General features: G+C 60.7%; 14 protein-coding genes. 6 read left to right on the top strand and 8 right to left on the bottom strand.

Going from position 1 to position 16406, the window contains the following annotated elements:
• The first annotated feature begins 225 nt into the window (after window positions 1–225).
• From BLR63_RS28420 to BLR63_RS28400, 5 genes are all read left to right on the top strand, one after another.
• Entirely contained in the window at window positions 226–429 is a 204-nt protein-coding gene (locus tag BLR63_RS28420) for a hypothetical protein (protein ID WP_010566270.1), read from the top strand.
• A gap of 114 nt (window positions 430–543) precedes the next feature.
• Complete coding sequence (locus BLR63_RS28415; protein ID WP_010566269.1) at window positions 544–2442, top strand: metallophosphoesterase family protein; 1899 nt, start codon at window positions 544–546, stop codon at window positions 2440–2442.
• 135 nt (window positions 2443–2577) lie between these two features.
• Window positions 2578–3591, top strand: coding sequence for a diguanylate cyclase domain-containing protein (locus BLR63_RS28410; protein ID WP_010566268.1), 1014 nt, complete (start codon window positions 2578–2580; stop codon window positions 3589–3591).
• Between the two features lie 139 nt (window positions 3592–3730).
• Window positions 3731–4984: a 2-aminoadipate transaminase gene (locus BLR63_RS28405; RefSeq protein ID WP_010566267.1), complete on the top strand. Its 1254-nt coding sequence runs from the start codon at window positions 3731–3733 to the stop codon at window positions 4982–4984.
• A gap of 129 nt (window positions 4985–5113) precedes the next feature.
• Window positions 5114–5821, top strand: coding sequence for a hypothetical protein (locus BLR63_RS28400; protein WP_010566266.1), 708 nt, complete (start codon window positions 5114–5116; stop codon window positions 5819–5821).
• A 134-nt stretch (window positions 5822–5955) separates the two neighbouring features.
• Here BLR63_RS28400 and ptaA read toward each other — a convergent pair whose 3' ends face one another.
• The 8 genes from ptaA to hmpA all read right to left on the bottom strand — a co-directional run bounded on the left by ptaA (window position 5956) and on the right by hmpA (window position 14709).
• Complete coding sequence (gene ptaA / locus BLR63_RS28395; RefSeq protein ID WP_010566265.1) at window positions 5956–7047, bottom strand: pyoverdine biosynthesis transaminase PtaA; 1092 nt, start codon at window positions 7045–7047, stop codon at window positions 5956–5958.
• Between the two features lie 145 nt (window positions 7048–7192).
• On the bottom strand, window positions 7193–8080 hold the full coding sequence (gene cyoE / locus BLR63_RS28390; RefSeq protein WP_010566264.1) for a heme o synthase: 888 nt from the start codon (window positions 8078–8080) through the stop codon (window positions 7193–7195).
• A gap of 11 nt (window positions 8081–8091) precedes the next feature.
• A complete protein-coding gene (gene cyoD, locus BLR63_RS28385) occupies window positions 8092–8427 on the bottom strand; it encodes a cytochrome o ubiquinol oxidase subunit IV (RefSeq protein WP_010566263.1) in 336 nt (111 codons plus the stop codon).
• Window positions 8427–9053 (bottom strand): cytochrome o ubiquinol oxidase subunit III, encoded by a 627-nt coding sequence (locus BLR63_RS28380; protein WP_010566262.1) that lies wholly within the window; start codon window positions 9051–9053, stop codon window positions 8427–8429. Before BLR63_RS28380 ends, cyoD begins: the two co-directional genes overlap by 1 nt.
• 3 nt (window positions 9054–9056) lie before the next feature.
• On the bottom strand, window positions 9057–11075 hold the full coding sequence (gene cyoB / locus BLR63_RS28375; protein ID WP_010566261.1) for a cytochrome o ubiquinol oxidase subunit I: 2019 nt from the start codon (window positions 11073–11075) through the stop codon (window positions 9057–9059).
• Window positions 11076–11078: 3 nt separating this feature from the next.
• Entirely contained in the window at window positions 11079–12020 is a 942-nt protein-coding gene (cyoA, locus tag BLR63_RS28370) for a ubiquinol oxidase subunit II (protein WP_010566260.1), read from the bottom strand.
• Window positions 12021–12811: 791 nt separating this feature from the next.
• Complete coding sequence (locus BLR63_RS28360) at window positions 12812–13318, bottom strand: disulfide bond formation protein B (RefSeq protein ID WP_010566259.1); 507 nt, start codon at window positions 13316–13318, stop codon at window positions 12812–12814.
• Window positions 13319–13527: 209 nt separating this feature from the next.
• On the bottom strand, window positions 13528–14709 hold the full coding sequence (gene hmpA, locus BLR63_RS28355) for an NO-inducible flavohemoprotein (RefSeq protein WP_010566258.1): 1182 nt from the start codon (window positions 14707–14709) through the stop codon (window positions 13528–13530).
• Between the two features lie 147 nt (window positions 14710–14856).
• On the opposite strand from hmpA, the gene norR reads away from it, so the two are divergent.
• Window positions 14857–16401 carry a nitric oxide reductase transcriptional regulator NorR gene (norR, locus tag BLR63_RS28350; protein WP_010566257.1) on the top strand — a complete coding sequence of 515 codons (1545 nt, stop codon included), beginning with the start codon at window positions 14857–14859 and terminating at the stop codon, window positions 16399–16401.
• Window positions 16402–16406: the final 5 nt, after the last annotated feature.

The following is a 16406-nucleotide window of genomic DNA, read 5'->3' as shown; positions in this document are numbered from 1 at the left end:
CGCATCCGGCGCGCACCAAACCGAGCGGCGTTGCTGCTGGAAGACACGGCCGGCGCGATGTTGCCCGTTATACCGACGGCCGTGACCAAGCTGCTTGAGCGGCGCATCCCGTGCGCTTGTCATAATTTGCCCAGAGGTGTTTATAGCTCGCCGCCCTCGCTCCTTTGTAGGTTTGGCTGCGCTTCACACTCACGTGAGGCGCACAACTCAAAGAGGAATCTTTCCATGATCAATGCCATCCATCACACACCCGTGACGTTTCCATCCGCCGCAATCCAGCAGGATGACGCCACCCATTCCCGCAAGAAACGCAGCATCGAGCCGACGCCCGCACAACCGTCCTCCATCGAGTTCGGCGGCCCGGCGGCGAATGACCGGCACCGCAATACCGGCGGGCTGGACAGCCTGGGCGGCGGCCGACTGCTCTGACCGATGATGCGAAGGGCTGTGCACGGCCCTTCGCATCTTCAGGGGCCTTAACAAAACACTGACACCCATTGCGCTAGAGTGTTCGCTTTGGTCCCGCCCGGAGCCCTTGCCTGCATGCCATTCCCCGACACACTGCCCGCCGTACTTGCCGGCCCGCTGCTACGCCGCCTGGAACCCCGGCGCCTGGTGTTGTGGCTGGTGGGCAGCCGAGAACTGACGTTGACCCTCAAGCTGCGGTTCGCCGGACAGTCCCTGGCGATAGCGTTGGACCAGGGCCAGTGCACGGTCGTGCCGGTAGGCCGCGAGGCGTTTATCCACCTGATCGACGTACCGCTGGACGACGCCCTGCCCCAGGACGTGGTGATCGACTATGACCTGCTGGTCGACGCCAGTCCCATTGCCGAGTGGGCGCCGCACCTGTTGTATGGCAACGCCCAACGCCCCAGCTTTGTGCTGCACCGGCGCATTCATCAATTGGTGCACGGTTCCTGCCGCAAACCGCACCACCCTGCCGCCGATGGCCTGCTGTGCGTCGACCGCCTGTTGGCCGACGCTCCTCTCGCCGAGCAACGCCCGGCCCTGCTGCTGATGAGTGGCGACCAGGTGTATGCCGACGATGTCGCCGGCCCCATGCTACGGGCGATCCATGCGCTGATCGACCGTCTGGGCCTGTTCGATGAACACCTGGAAGGCGCCGTAGTGGGCGACAGCGCCAGCCTCTACGGGCACCGCGCCAGCTACTACCATCGTGTCGATCTGCTGCCGGCGCTGGACAGCAACGAGACTTTGCGCGAGCGCTTTTTCGGCGGCGTGAAAAAACCGATCTTCACCAGCAGCACCGCCGACAATCACCTGGTTACCTTTGCCGAAGTCATCGCGATGTACCTGCTGGTGTGGTCGCCCACGCCCTGGGGGCTGATCACGCCACAGGCACCCGTCTTGAGCGCCGAAGAGGGGCAGCGCTATGCCCGCGAACAGGTGCAGGTCGATCGGTTTCGCGATGGCCTGTCCGGCGTTGCGCGGGTATTGGCCCACCTGTCGACCTTGATGATCTTTGACGATCACGACATCACCGACGACTGGAACCTCAGCGCCCAATGGGAACAGACCGCCTATGGCCATCCCTTCTCCAAACGCATCATCGGCAACGCCCTGCTGGCTTATCTGCTGTGCCAGGGCTGGGGGAACCAGCCGGATGGGTTTGGCGAACTGGTGAGCCAGACCCAGTCCCTGACCACCGGCGCCCAGGCCAACGCGCTGGAGGCATCCGCGCAGGATGAGTTGCTCGAGGCGCTACTGAAATTCCAGCAGTGGCATTACGTGCTGCCCACCACGCCCGCCCTGGTGGTGCTCGACACCCGCACCCGGCGCTGGCGCAACGAGTTCACCCTCAAGCAACCCTCTGGCCTGCTGGACTGGGAAGCCTTGTGCGAACTGCAGCAGGCGCTGCTGGATCACCCTTCGGCCATCATCGTCTCGCCGGCGCCGGTGTTTGGCGTCAAGCTGATCGAGACGGTGCAGAAGGTGTTCAGTTGGTGCGGCTATCCGCTACTGGTGGACGCGGAAAACTGGATGGCCCATCGCGGCGCCGCCCGGGTGATCCTCAATATCTTCCGGCACTCGCGCACGCCGGGGAACTACGTGATCCTGTCGGGCGATGTGCACTACTCGTTCGTCTACGAAGTGCTGATCCGCCATCGCAACGCCGGGCCACGCATCTGGCAAATCACCAGCAGCGGCATCAAGAACGAATTCCCCCCGCGCCTGCTGGAATGGTTCGACCGCCTCAACCGCTGGCTCTACTCGCCCCGCTCGCCCCTCAATGGCTTCACTCGCCGGCGCACCATGCAAGTGGTGCCGCACATTCCCGAGCATGCCCAGGCCGGCGAACGCTTATGGAACTCGGCAGGCATCGGCCAGGTGTTTTTCAACCAACAGGGCCAGCCGGAAGCGATCTACCAGCACAACGCGGACGGCAGGGCTAAGACGCGGATGGTGGCGCCGCAAAAATAGCCTATTGCCACCATGATGCCGTACATCCGTGCCCTTCAACGCCCACACCCGAGCGTTGTACAGTAGCCCCAGCCGCGGAGTATCGGCTTCACTATTGGCCGGCCTTCGATACCGGCCCCTGCAAGGAGCACGCGGATGGACGCCCCCTCCGGAAACACCCCACTGCACCATGAGTTTTCCCACCTCAACGCCGACATGCTGCATACCATTCTGGAATTGGTCAGCGATGGCATCTGGGATTGGAACGCCAATACCGGCTTCGTCTACCGCAACCCGGGCTGGTACGAGATGCTCGGCTATCCTCGCCACTCTCTGGAGAACAGCGTGTTCACCTGGGAAAGCGTGATCCATCCAGACGATTACCCTCAGGTGATGGCGCTGTTCGATGACTATATCCACCGCCGCGCCCCCCATTACCAAGCCGAATACCGCTGCCGCAAACAAGACGGCAGCTACCTGTGGGTCGAAGACCGGGGCTACGTGATTGCGCGCAACGCCGACGGTTCGGTGGCGCGGATGGTGGGGGCCCACCGCGATATTCACCTGCGCAAATGCTCGGTCGAGCAACTGGAGCGGCGCAATCAATCCCTTGAAGCGCTGGTGGCCGAGCGCACCCGTGAACTGTCGCGGGTCAATCAGCAGTTGCAATTACAGTTGGACGAAAACCGCTCGCTGGCCGAGCGGGACGCCTTGACCCTGGTCGCCAACCGTTACCGCCTGGAACGCGTGCTGCTGGAAGAATGCGACCGCGCCCAGCGCTTTCGCCTGCCGCTGGCACTGATCGCCATGGATATCGATGACTTCAAGCCGATCAACGACCGTTATGGCCACGGCGCGGGGGACCAGACCCTGGTGCGCGTGGTGGAGCGTCTGGAAGGCTGCATCCGCGCCGGTGACCTGTTGGCGCGCTGGGGGGGCGATGAATTTATGCTGGTCCTGCCCAAAACCTCGTTGGCGGAAGCCAGGGCGCTAGCCGAGCATATCTGCCAGACCCTGAGGGCCCCTCCGGCGAGGGACGGTTTCAGCGTCACGCTGAGCCTGGGTGTGGCCGAACGCCAAGCGGACGAAACCGCCGTAGACCTCATGACCCGTGCCGATCAGGCCCTGTATCGCGCCAAGGCGGCGGGCAAGGCACGGGTATCGGAATAACCCTCCAGCGCCGACGGTGATGGCATTGCATGTGGGCTCCTTCCGATTTGGAATGACCCGGCGACTTTATTTCGTTTGCCCCAAGACCCGGCACACGGCTTAGATAAAAACCCGCCCGCCACCGCCGAGTCCGAGATTCATGAGCCGCGAAACCATCAGCCAGTCGATTTCCATCGTTCACCCCATCAGCCTCAGCCACGGTAAAAACGCCGAGGTCTGGGATACCACGGGTAAACGCTATATCGACTTTGTCGGGGGCATCGGTGTGCTCAACCTCGGCCATTGCCACCCGGCCGTGGTGGCGGCGATTCGTGAACAGGCCACCCAACTGACCCACTACGCCTTCAACGCCGCGCCGCATGTGCCCTACATCAAGCTGATGGAACGCCTGACCGCGTTTATCCCGGTGGATTACCCGGTCAGCGGCATGCTCACCAACAGCGGCGCGGAAGCGGCGGAAAATGCCTTGAAAATCGTCCGTGGCGCCACCGGCCGCACCGCTGTGATCGCGTTTGACGGGGCCTTCCACGGGCGCACCCTGGCCACCTTGAACCTCAATGGCAAGGTCGCGCCCTACAAACAAAAGATCGGCGTCCTGCCTGGCCCGGTGTATCACCTGCCGTACCCCAGCGCCGATAACGGCGTGACCTGCGCCGAAGCGTTGAAGGCCATGGACCGCCTGTTCAGCGTGGAAATCGACGTCAACGATGTCGCCTGTTTCATCCTCGAACCGGTGCAGGGCGAAGGCGGGTTCCTGGCCCTGGATATTGCGTTCGCCCAAGCTTTGCGCCGCGTTTGCGATGAGAACAACATCCTGCTGATCGCCGATGAAATCCAGTCCGGTTTCGGTCGCACCGGCCAGCGTTTTGCCTTCTCGCGCCTGGGCATCGAGCCCGACTTGATCCTGCTCGGTAAAAGCATCGCCGGCGGTGTGCCGCTGGGGGCGGTGGTCGGGCGCAAGGCACTGATGGACAACCTGCCCAAAGGTGGCCTGGGCGGCACTTACTCCGGCAACCCCATCGCCTGTGCGGCGGCGCTGGCCACCCTTGAGGTGATGACAGACGAACATTTGCAAGCCTGGGGCGCGCAGCAGGAAGACCTGATCGTCGGCCGCTATGAACGCTGGCGCGCACAAGGCCTGTCGCCTTTCCTGGGCCGCCTCACTGGCGTCGGCGCCATGCGCGGTATCGAACTGGCCAACGCCGACGGCACGCCTGCGCCGCAACAACTGACCCAGTTGCTCAGCCTTGCGCGGGACGCCGGTCTGCTGCTGATGCCCAGCGGCAAGTCGCGACATATCGTGCGCCTGCTGGCACCGCTGACCATTGAACCGACGGTACTGGAAGAAGGCTTGGACATCCTGGAAGCGTGCCTGAGGCAATTGACCCGCTGAGGCCACGTCGGGGACTTACCGTAGGTCTGTTTTCCGGGCGGGGCGGTGTGCTGCCTTGACCTGATCACCCTCCCCCCTGAAAATGCCCGACGCTTTTTTGTCCTCGTTTACTGAAGTAGTGAAATTTCAATGTCTGATTCCTACAACACCGAAGAATCCGTCGTCGCTTTGCAATCCAAAGCTGAATACGAAAACGCCATCAATCTTTCACAGCATCTGCCAGCGGCCAAGATCATCAGCGAGATGGTGCTGGACGCGTTCCACACCTCCAAGGAAAGCGACCAGATCCGCGAACTGCGCGTCGCCATCCGCCAGGCCCACGATGCCTTCGACGACGACACCGCCTACGACCTGATGGGCCAACTCAAGCAACTCAAGGACGCCGAGGCGGCTGACAACGCAGCCCTGGAAGACCTGAGCAGCAAGTTCTCCATCAGCCGCATCCTCTCCAGCTTCAAGGACGACCCGCAGTTTCAGGAACTGGTCTACGGCCTGGCCTTGAAAGTGCTGAACCAGTCGCACCAGGCCATCAGCAACCCCAGCGCCGGCAAGAGCAAGGCATCGCGGGCCAAGAAAGACGCCGAAGTGTTTGTGATCAGCAAAGACGGGATCAGCGTCACCCTGCCACTGCGCACGCCACGCGCCAAACTCAACGTTGATCGCGAGGCGTTCGAGTTCCTCGGTTTCAGTTTTGTGGGTGAAGGCGATGAGGCGGAGCTGGAAGTCGAGAGTTTCGTGGATAACGCCGGCACCGAACAGCCACTGAACCGCAAGACCGTGATCACTGCCCTGCAACGCCAAACCGCGTTTGAAGGCTACAGCATCGCCCAGCAATAACCCCCAGCGAGCTTGCTCGCGAAAGTCTCAAAAACGCCGCGGCCCACCTGATACCCCGCGTTATCGTTGACGACTTTCGCGAGCAAGCTCGCTTCTACAGAGGGTACCGGTGTCAGCGGCGGCATTGCGCCGTGTTACACACGCGCCACCTGCGCCGCAAATACCTGCCGAAAACGCGCCATCTCCTCTTTGCTCCCCACCGTCACCCGCACCCACTGCGGCCAGCGCGTCCACACCCGGCCGATCTTCACACCGTGCGCGCCCAGGGCCTCGACGACCCGCTCGGCGGGTTGCTTCACGTCGATCATGAAACAGTTGCTGTGAGACGCCGTGCAGGCAAAACCGCGGGCCTTGAGCCAGGTGACGGTTTCATCGCGCAGTCGGGCATTGAGTGCCTTGCGTTGCGCCAGCAGCGTGCTGTCTTCCAGGCTGGCCAGGCCGCCGAGCAAGGAAGTGCCGGCCGGTACGTTGTCGCCGCCAAATACCGCCAAGCGTTCCAGCAGCGCCGGGTGGCCGATCGCCAGGCCCAGGCGGGCGCCGGCCATGCCGTAGATTTTCGAGAAGGTACGCAGTACCAGCAGGTCGTCGTGGTCCTTGACCCAACTCACCACGCTTGGCGCATCGGCAAAGTCGATGTAGGCCTCATCCACCACCAATACGCTGCCGTCGGGTTTGTTCGCCAGCGCCTGGCGAATCGCGTCGGTGGGCGTCAGGGTGCCGGTGGGGTTGTTGGGGTTGCACACATAGAGCATGCCGGCACTGGGGTCGGCGGCAAGCATCGCCGGGATGTCGTGGGCGTGCTCGCGGTTGAGGTCGACTTCGCGTACCGGCGCCTTATGTGACTCGGCCGCCTGGCGCGGCACTTCGTAGGACGGCGTGGCCATCACCAGGCCGCGGACTTCGCTGGTGAACGCCAGCACCGCGTAGCGCAGGGCCGCCATGGAGCCGGAAAACACCGCCACCCGGTCTTGCGCGATGCCTTGCTGTTGGGCAAACAACCCCGCCAGGGCGTACATGTGTTTGTAGGGATAACGCCCGGCGGTGGCGATGCCGCGCTGCATCGCTTCGCGTGCGGCCGGCGACGGGCCATAGGGGCTTTCGTTGTAGTTGAGCAGCACTGTTTCAGTGTCGGTCGGTGGTGGGGCGGCCAGCGCCCAATCCAGGCGCCCCAGCAAGGGCAAGGCGGCGCCCAGGGCGAGAAGGGACCGGCGACTAACGCTGACCATGGTGACGACTCCTTGTAGGCGAGTGATGGATTCGCACAGCTCGTACAGAGGGGTATGACGAGAAAAACACGGGCAAATTTAAACCCGCGCCCAAGAAAAAGCCCCGCGCTTCTCTCGAAGGCGGGGCTTTTCAATGCTGTGACACTCAGGGCGCGTAGGTCAGCAACAGCTCTTTCGGCACTTGGAAATCCAGGGACATCATCACGCTGAGCGCGGTGATGGTGAAAATCGAGAACACGAACAGCTTGCGGGCCCAGACGGTGTCATCCACCGCCTTGTAGCCGGTCCAGGCCATGTACAACCAGTACATGCCCATGGCAGCGGCGACGGCAAGGTAGCTCATGCCGGCGTAGCCACTGAAGGTCAACATCAAGGTCGCCAAGAGGAAGGCCAGGATGTACAGCAGGATGTGTTTCTTGGCCACCTGAATGCCACGCTTGACCGGCAGAACCGGAATCGACGCAGCCAGGTAGTCATTGAAGCGGAAGATCGCGATGGCGTAAGAATGCGGCATCTGCCACAGGCTGAACATCACCAGCAACGTCAGCGCGGCCATGTCGAAGCTATTGGTCACAGCCACATAACCAATGACCGGCGGCATCGCCCCCGACAGACTGCCCACCAGCGTGCCGTGTACCGACTTGCGCTTGAGGTAGAGGCTGTAGAGGCCGACGTAGATGACAAAGCCGATCACGGCAAACAGCGCCGCCAACGGATTGGCCACCTTGTACAACAACGCCACACCGGCAACACCCAGGACGGTCGCGAAGATCAGTGCCAGCTTCAGGGAGATAAGGCCCTGGACCAGCACGCGATTCTTGGTGCGCTCCATCTTGATATCAATGTCGCGGTCGATGCAGTTGTTGAAGACACAACCGGAAGCAACCACCAGGGACGTACCGATCATCGCGGCCAGGAAGATGGCCAGATCGACATGTCCCTTGGAGGCCAGGAAGAAACCGCCCGCCACAGAAAGCACGTTACCGAAAATGATCCCCGGTTTGGTGATTTGGATAAAGTGCTTAAGCGACATCGGGTCTTACCTCACTTCGCCATCATGTAGGTGTGGATGCTGAACATGATCCACAGCGACAGACCAACCAGCAGAACGATCACCAGGCCTGCGAACACGAACGCAATCACGTTCTCGCGCTGCTCCTCGGAGCGGTCCAGGTGCAGGAAGTACACCAGGTGAACCAGGACCTGAATCACCGCGAACGCCAGGACGATCATCAAGGTGATCGACTTCGGCAAGGTTGGGTACATCACCAGGCCGAACGGGATCAGGGTCAGGATGACCGACAGGATGAAGCCGATAGCGTAAGACTTGACGCTGCCGTGGCTTGTATCGTGGCTGTCATGGGAGTGTGCATTAGCCATTACAGAGTCCCCATCAAGTAGACGACGGTGAATACGCAGATCCAGACCACGTCCAGGAAGTGCCAGAACAGGCTCAGGCAGCTCAGGCGAGTCTTGTTGGTGTTGGTCAGGCCGTGTTTATTGACCTGATACATCATCATCGCCATCCAGATCAGACCAGATGTCACGTGCAGACCGTGGGTCCCTACCAGCGTGAAGAACGCCGACAGGAAGCCGCTGCGGCTCGGGCCGTAGCCTTCGGAGATCAACAGGTGGAACTCGTTGATTTCCATGCCGATGAAGCCCAGGCCGAACAGGAAGGTCAGGCCCAGCCAGGTCAGCACGCCCTGCTTGTTGCCCTTGTAGAAGGACAACATGGCGAAGCCGTAGGTGATCGAACTGAACAACAGCAGGGCGGTTTCGCCGAGCACGTAAGGCAGTTCGAAGATGTCGTGGCCCGCCGGGCCACCCGCTACGTTGTTTACCAGTACCGCGTACACCGCGAAGATCGACGCAAACAAGATGCAGTCGGTCATCAGGTAGAGCCAGAAACCGTAGACGGTTACCGGGCCCGAGTCGTGGTGATGGTCATCGTGCCCATGGTCATCGACATGGGCGTGTCCAGCATTGGTCACTAAGTTCGACATGGTTTAAGCCTGTTCCAACGAGGTTTCTACACGGTTGGCCGGGATCTTCTTCTCGGCCACCAGGCGAGCGTGCTGCTCGGCTTCGATGCGCTCGATCGTTTCGACCGGCACCATGTAGCCTTGATCATCACGTGCAGCGTGGACAATGAAGTAGCCGATGGTGCCCACCAGGCTCACGATTGCCAGCCACCAGATGTGCCAGATCATCGCGAAACCGAACACGGTCAACAGCGCACCCATCACCACGCCAGTGGCGGTGTTGTTTGGCATGTGGATCGGTTCGTAGTGCTTAGGCTTCAGGTACGCAGTACCGTTTTCCTTGGCTTCGGTGAACGCATCGATGGTGTTCGCGGTAGGAATCACGGCGAAGTTGTAGAACGGAGGTGGCGACGAAGTCGACCATTCCAGGGTGTGGCCGTTCCATGGGTCGCCCGATTCGCACATGTTCTGCTTGCGATCACGCACGCTGACATACAGCTGGATCAGTTGGCAGGCGATACCCACCGCGATCAGCACCGCACCGATCATGGCGACGTACAGGTACGGCACCCACTCAGGGTTGGTGGTGGCGTTCAGACGACGGGTCATGCCCATGAAGCCCAGTGCATAGAGCGGCATGAACGCGACGAAGAAGCCCGAGATCCAGAACCAGAATGCTGCCTTGCCCCAACCGTCGTGCAGCTTGAAGCCGAACGCTTTCGGGAAGAAGAAGCTGAAACCTGCGATGTAACCGAATACCGCACCGCCGATGATCACGTTGTGGAAGTGAGCGATCACGAACAAGCTGTTGTGCAGCACGAAGTCAGCACCCGGGATGGCCAGCAGTACGCCGGTCATACCGCCGATGGCGAAGGTCACCATGAAGCCCAGGGTCCACACAACCTGGCTGGTCATGCGCAGACGACCTTGGTAGATGGTGAACAGCCAGTTGAAGAGCTTCACCCCCGTCGGGATCGAAATCAGCATCGTCGCCAGGCCGAAGAAGGCGTTGACGCTCGCCCCCGAACCCATGGTGAAGAAGTGGTGCAGCCAAACCATGAAGCCCAGTACCGAGATCGCACCGGAGGCGTAGACCATCGAGTGGTGACCGAACAGGCGCTTGCCGGTAAAGGTCGAGATCACTTCGGAGAAGATACCGAACGCTGGCAGGATCAGGATGTACACCTCAGGGTGACCCCATGCCCAGAACAGGTTCACGTACATCATTGGATTGCCACCAAGTTCGTTGGTGAAAATGTGGAAATCCAGGTAACGGTCAAGCGACAGCAGTACCAGCGTAGCGGTGAGGATCGGGAACGAAGCCACGATCAGCACGTTGGCCCAGGTGCAGGTCCAGGTGAAGATCGGCATGTCCATCATCTTCATGCCAGGGGCGCGCATTTTCAGCACGGTGGCCAGGAAGTTGACCCCCGTCAGCGTCGTCCCTAGCCCTGATAACTGTAGCGCCCAGATGTAGTAGTCCACACCCACGCCCGGACTGTATTTCAGGCCCGACAATGGCGGATACGCAACCCAACCGGTCTTGGCGAATTCGCCGACACCCAGGGACACGTTGATCAGCACCACGCCAGATACCAGCAGCCAGAAGCTCAGGGAGTTCAGGAACGGGTAGGCAACGTCACGCGCGCCGATCTGCAGCGGCACTGCAAGGTTCATCAGGCCGGTGAAGAAAGGCATCGCCATGAAGATGATCATGATCACACCGTGAGCGGTGAAGATCTGGTCATAGTGTTCAGGCGGCAGGTAGCCCGGTGCGCCCTCGGTGGCCATGGCCAACTGGGTACGCATCATGATGGCGTCGGCAAAACCACGCAGCAGCATGACCATGGCAACGACGATGTACATCACACCGATTTTCTTGTGGTCGACCGAAGTCAGCCACTCAGTCCACAGGTAGGTCCACTTCTTGAAGTAAGTGATACCCGCAACCAGTGCCAGACCACCCAGCGCGATCATGGCGATAGTCACCATCACGATCGGCTCGTGGAACGGGACCGCATCCCAACTTAATTTACCAAACATCGTTTACTCCTCTGCCCCAGCAGTTGAATGCGAGCCCGTGTCAGAACCTTCAACCGCAGCCACTTCTTTCTTCTCGTGCTTGACCGGCTTGCCTGGTTTCATGCCTTCGTACTTGTCGACGACTTTCTGAAACAGGTCAGGCGTGTAAGCGGAGTACAGCGCGACTGGGTTGTTCTGGCTTGGTTTGGCAAGGGCTTCGTATTCAGCTTGATCAAGCTGTTTAGGTGCGGCCTTGACTTCGGCTACCCAGGCGTCGAAATCTTCCTGGCTCGTCGAGATCGCTTTGAATTTCATGCCGGTGAAACCTGCGCCGCTGTAGTTGGCGGAGATACCGTCCATTTCAGCTTTCTGATTGGCGATCAGGTGCAGTTTGGTCTGCATGCCGGCCATCGCGTAGATCTGGCCACCCAGGCCTGGGATGAAGAACGAGTTCATCACAGTGTCGGAGGTGATCTTGAAGTTAACCGGGGTATGTTCCGGGAACACGATCTTGTTGACGGTGGCGATACCCAGGTCCGGGTAGATGAACAGCCACTTCCAGTCCAGCGCGACCACTTCGATATTGATCGGCTTGGCTTCGGATTCCAGCGGACGGTACGGGTCCAGTGCGTGGGTGGACTTGTAGGTCACATAACCCAGGGCAATGATGATGAGGATCGGAACCAGCCACACCGCGATTTCGATCTTGGTGGAGTGCGACCACTTCGGCGCGTAAGTCGCCTTGGTGTTCGACGCGCGGTATTTCCAGGCGAAGGCGAAGGTCATGATGATCACAGGGACCACGACCAGCAACATCAGCAGGGTGGCAGTGATGATCAGGTTGCGTTCATCCAGACCGACCTGTCCTTTTGGGTCGAGCAAGGACCACTTGCAGCCTCCCAGCATTAACATCATGCCAAGCAGCGGCAAAAAGCCTAGTAATCGGGGGTACCTGTTTTTACTCATCTCACGACCTCTAAAGCAGCTTGCGCAATGCAGTTGGGTTTTGATCGCCAACACTTCACCCTGCCAAGGGTTGGCATTTCTCTTCGATTGAATAAGAGCCTGCCCGTCACGTCATAAATGTACGTTTCACGGACCTGCGGTGAGTTCTTATTCGATTTCGTGGTTAAAGGCCTTGTTACAGACCAATTCCATTTGGTGCGGATAGTTGGAAGGCTGCCGGAACCTGGGGTCGCACAGAGCCATCCATCTGCCCCTCGACCGCTCCAATGCTCAAATAGTGAACAGCACCGGACATTCAGTGCGGGCGATTGTAGTTAGCTGGCGATGTATAAACCATGTCTTATAAAGAAATAATTTTTATCGATTACAGCAATAATCCTTCACCATTTTTGCAACGGTTCGCGATCTTATCGCGTTCGATTCTCAACAAAAACCACAAAAAATGCCGTGTTATTGGGCAAGCCGTCGCACCCCCTACGTCCTGCAAGAGCCTGCAAAACCTATTCAAGTCCCCATAAAACAAGGCATTCGTAGATCACTGCAAGGCCCGGACGGCGCGACCTTCAGCGCCGGATTCAAACGACGAACTGACAGCACAAATTGACCGCCCTGGGCAAATTCCAGGGGGTAATCGGCGGGGCAAAAACGTCCTGCTACAGCATCCGTGTGACAACATGTCGCACGCTGCGCACACCCGAACTTGCTCTTGGTCATAGTCCCTTCAAAAATCCCTACAAACGAAAACGCCCCGGCCTACCTTCAAGAAGGACCGGGGCGTTTGCGAATAAAGTTCAGGCCTTGCGCTGGCGATTCCGATAGATACCCAGCGGCACCAGGATGACGGTCAGCACGAAGGCCACCAGCGCCCATTGCGCCAGGGACAGTCCCAGCACCGGCGGGTACGGAGTGCTGCAGAAGCCATCGACCTGAAAGCCCAGCGGGAAGAGCTTGGCCAGGGGCAGGTCGTCGACGATCGGCTGCAGCACATCGACGCCGCAACTGACTTGGGGATAGAACTGGGTGTACACATGATGACCGGCCGCCGCCACGCCGCCGAGAGCGCTGAGGACCACCAGGCCTTCGAACAGGGTGATTGCGCCTTTGTTGCGCATGGCCGCGCCGATGAACGCGAAGATCGCAATCAACAACAGCGCATAGCGTTGCAGGATACACAGCGGGCACGGCGCCTCGCCCAACACCACCTGCATGTACAACGCACCGCCGATCAGCGCCAGGCAGATGATGCCCAGTAACACCAGAAAGCGCCGCTCCCTGCCTAAACGCAATTCGTCACTCATCCCCGTTTCCCTTTGTTTGGTTGTGCCTGTGGCGGCAAGTTTACACACAGAGAGTGGTTTAAACAGAAGGGGGTTAACGGCGGATTAATACGCCACTTGTAGGAGCGAGCTTGCTCGCGAAGAACGTCAACGATCACGCGCCCATTCTGGATGAACGCGGTGTCCTTGGGTTTTTCGCGAGCAAGCTCGCTCCTACAGGTGTGTGGGGGTTACTCAAGGGTGGCGGCGGGGCCGAAGAATTCGTAGCGGCTTTGTTTTTCGGGGACGCCCAAGGCCTTGAGGTGGCGCTTGATCGCGGCCATGAAGCCTTTAGGGCCGAGGAAGTAGGCATCCAGGTCGCGCTGCGCGGGCAACCACGCCGCCAGTTGTTCCTGGCTCAGCAGCCCCACGGTGTCGCCGGCCGGGCTGACGCCATCGTCTTCGGCGTAGCAATAAAAGCGCTTGAGCTGCGGATGCTTGGCCGCCAGGCCATCGACCCAATCACGGAACGCATGCACCCCGCCGTTGCGCGCGCAGTGGATAAAGTGCACCGGACGCTCGGTGGCCAGGGCCGCTTCGAGCATCGGCAGCGTTGGCGTGATGCCCACCCCGCCACTGATCAGCACCAGCGGTTTATCGCTGGCCGCCAGGGTGAACTCGCCCGCTGGCGGGAACAGGTCGATCGTCGCGCCGACCTGCAGTTGATCATGCAGGTAGTTGGACACTCGCCCACCGGCTTCGCGTTTGACGCTGATGCGGTATTGGCCGGCGTCGCTCAGGGCCGACAAGGAGTAATTGCGGCGCACTTCTTCGCCATCGAGCACCAGCGTCATACCAATGTACTGGCCGGGCGCAGCGGCGAGAATCGGGCCGTTGTCCACCGGGGCGAAATAGAAGGAAGTGATCTCGGCACTTTCCTCCACGCGCTTGACCAGCGTGAACGGCCGCGCACCCCGCCAGCCGCCAGGCGCCTGGGCCTTCTCGTCATAGATCGCCGCCTCGGCGCCAATCAGGATATCCGCCAACTGACCGTAGGCCGCGCCCCAGGCACTCATCACCTCAGGGGTGGCGATCTCGCTGCCCAGCACTTCGGAAATCGCACGCAGCAGGCAGGCGCCGACGATAGGGTAATGTTCCGGCAGGATCTGCAAGGCCACGTGCTTGTTGATGATCTTCGCCACCAGGTCGCCCAACTGGTCGAGCTGGTCGATGTGCCGTGCGTACATCAACACGCCATTGGCCAGGGCACGGGGCTGGTCGCCGCTGGCCTGGTGGGCCTGGTTGAACAGCGGGCGAACCTGCGGGTATTCGGAGAGCATCATGCGGTAGAAATGGGTGATCAGCGCTTCACCGCCGCTTTCCAGCAGGGGCACGGTGGATTTGACGATGGCACGGTCTTGGGCACTAAGCATGAGAGCCTCCTGGGCTTCTTTACGGATTACCCTGAGGTACTCAGTATTCGTGCCAACTGATAAATCATTAAATTTCAATGAGTTAAATTACTTGTAGTCAGTATGACTTCCTACGCCTTATAGTCATAACGACTACAAGGAGTCATTATGACTGCGCAATCGCTGCTCACCACCCTGCTGCCCCTGGTCGCCGACCTGTCCCGCGAACTGCCCGAAGGCGAACGTTACCGCCGCCTGCTGCACGCCATGCGCGCCCTGCTGCCCTGCGACGCCGCCGCGCTGTTGCGCCTGGACGGTGAGTCGCTGGTGCCGCTGGCCGTGGATGGTTTGAGCGCCGATACCCTGGGCCGACGTTTCAAGGTCAGCGAACACCCGCGCTTCGCCGTGCTGCTCAGCAGCCCCAACCCGACGCGTTTCGACAGTGACAGTGAATTGCCCGATCCCTATGACGGCTTGGTGGAGGGCGTGCATGGGCACCTGGAGATTCATGACTGCATGGGCTGCCCGCTGTTTGTCGATGACAAACCCTGGGGCCTGCTGACCCTCGACGCCCTCGACACCGAACGCTTCGAACGGGTCGAACTGGATGCCCTGCAAGCCTTCGCCAGCCTCGCCGCCGCCACGGTCAATGTGGCCGAACGCATCGAGCGCCTGGCGTTGCGCGCCGAAGACGAGCACCAGCGCGCCGAGATCTACCGTCAGGCCAGCGGCCAGCAGCACAAAGAGATGATCGGCCAGAGCAAGCCCCACAAGCGCCTGGTGGAAGAGATCAGCCTGGTGGGCGGCAGCGACCTCACCGTGTTGATCACCGGCGAAACCGGGGTCGGCAAAGAGCTGGTGGCCCAGGCGATCCATGCCGCATCGTCCCGCGCGGACAAACCGCTGATCAGCCTCAACTGCGCCGCCCTGCCGGAAACCCTGGTGGAAAGCGAGTTGTTCGGCCATGTGCGCGGCGCCTTTACCGGCGCGCTGAACGAACGCCGGGGCAAGTTCGAGCTGGCCAATGGCGGCACGTTGTTCTTGGATGAAGTCGGCGAGTTGTCGTTGACGGTGCAGGCCAAGCTGCTGCGCGTCCTGCAAAGCGGCCAGTTGCAACGCCTGGGCTCGGACAAGGAACACCAGGTGGACGTGCGCCTGATCGCCGCCACCAACCGCGACCTGGCTGACGAGGTGCGCAACGGCCGTTACCGTGCCGACTTCTATCACCGCCTGAGTGTCTATCCGCTGCAAGTACCGGCGCTGCGCGAGCGCGGACGCGATGTGTTGCTGCTGGCCGGTTTCTTCCTCGAGCAGAACCGTTCACGCATGGGCCTGGGCAGCCTGCGCCTGACCAGCGACGCCCAGGCCGCGCTGCTGGCGTATAACTGGCCGGGCAATGTGCGGGAGCTGGAACATTTGATCGGACGCAGCGCGCTAAAAGCCCTGGGTAACTGTCGCGAACGTCCGAAGATTCTCAGCCTGAGCGCCCAGGACCTGGACCTGCCCGCCGTCAGCGCGCCGCCGATTGAAGCGCCGGCAGACGCGCCCCCCATCATCACCGGCGACCTGCGCCAGGCCACCGAGGACTATCAGCGCCAAGTGATCAACGCCTGCCTGGAACGCCACCAGCACAACTGGGCCGGCGCCGCCCGCGAACTGGGCCTGGACCGCGCCAACCTGGGCCGAATGGCCAAGCGGTTAGGACTCAAATAAGCCTG

The organism is Pseudomonas extremaustralis (assembly GCF_900102035.1).
Taxonomy (GTDB): Bacteria; Pseudomonadota; Gammaproteobacteria; order Pseudomonadales; family Pseudomonadaceae; genus Aquipseudomonas; species Aquipseudomonas extremaustralis.
Note: the sequence above shows the minus strand (reverse complement) of the source record. Positions and strands in the feature narration are given on the sequence as shown.

Bases quoted from the DNA above. Each gene is read 5' to 3' on its own strand.
- cyoA (WP_010566260.1), bottom strand. From the start codon at position 12,020: ATGAGTAAAAACAGGTACCCCCGATTACTAGGCTTTTTGCCGCTGCTT.
- hmpA (WP_010566258.1), bottom strand. From the start codon at position 14,709: ATGCTTAGTGCCCAAGACCGTGCCATCGTCAAATCCACCGTGCCCCTG.
- BLR63_RS28380 (WP_010566262.1), bottom strand. From the start codon at position 9,053: ATGTCGAACTTAGTGACCAATGCTGGACACGCCCATGTCGATGACCAT.
- cyoE (WP_010566264.1), bottom strand. From the start codon at position 8,080: ATGTCGCTTAAGCACTTTATCCAAATCACCAAACCGGGGATCATTTTC.
- BLR63_RS28420 (WP_010566270.1), top strand. From the start codon at position 226: ATGATCAATGCCATCCATCACACACCCGTGACGTTTCCATCCGCCGCA.
- cyoB (WP_010566261.1), bottom strand. From the start codon at position 11,075: ATGTTTGGTAAATTAAGTTGGGATGCGGTCCCGTTCCACGAGCCGATC.
- BLR63_RS28400 (WP_010566266.1), top strand. From the start codon at position 5,114: ATGTCTGATTCCTACAACACCGAAGAATCCGTCGTCGCTTTGCAATCC.
- BLR63_RS28405 (WP_010566267.1), top strand. From the start codon at position 3,731: ATGAGCCGCGAAACCATCAGCCAGTCGATTTCCATCGTTCACCCCATC.
- norR (WP_010566257.1), top strand. From the start codon at position 14,857: ATGACTGCGCAATCGCTGCTCACCACCCTGCTGCCCCTGGTCGCCGAC.
- BLR63_RS28360 (WP_010566259.1), bottom strand. From the start codon at position 13,318: ATGAGTGACGAATTGCGTTTAGGCAGGGAGCGGCGCTTTCTGGTGTTA.
- BLR63_RS28415 (WP_010566269.1), top strand. From the start codon at position 544: ATGCCATTCCCCGACACACTGCCCGCCGTACTTGCCGGCCCGCTGCTA.
- cyoD (WP_010566263.1), bottom strand. From the start codon at position 8,427: ATGGCTAATGCACACTCCCATGACAGCCACGATACAAGCCACGGCAGC.
- ptaA (WP_010566265.1), bottom strand. From the start codon at position 7,047: ATGGTCAGCGTTAGTCGCCGGTCCCTTCTCGCCCTGGGCGCCGCCTTG.
- BLR63_RS28410 (WP_010566268.1), top strand. From the start codon at position 2,578: ATGGACGCCCCCTCCGGAAACACCCCACTGCACCATGAGTTTTCCCAC.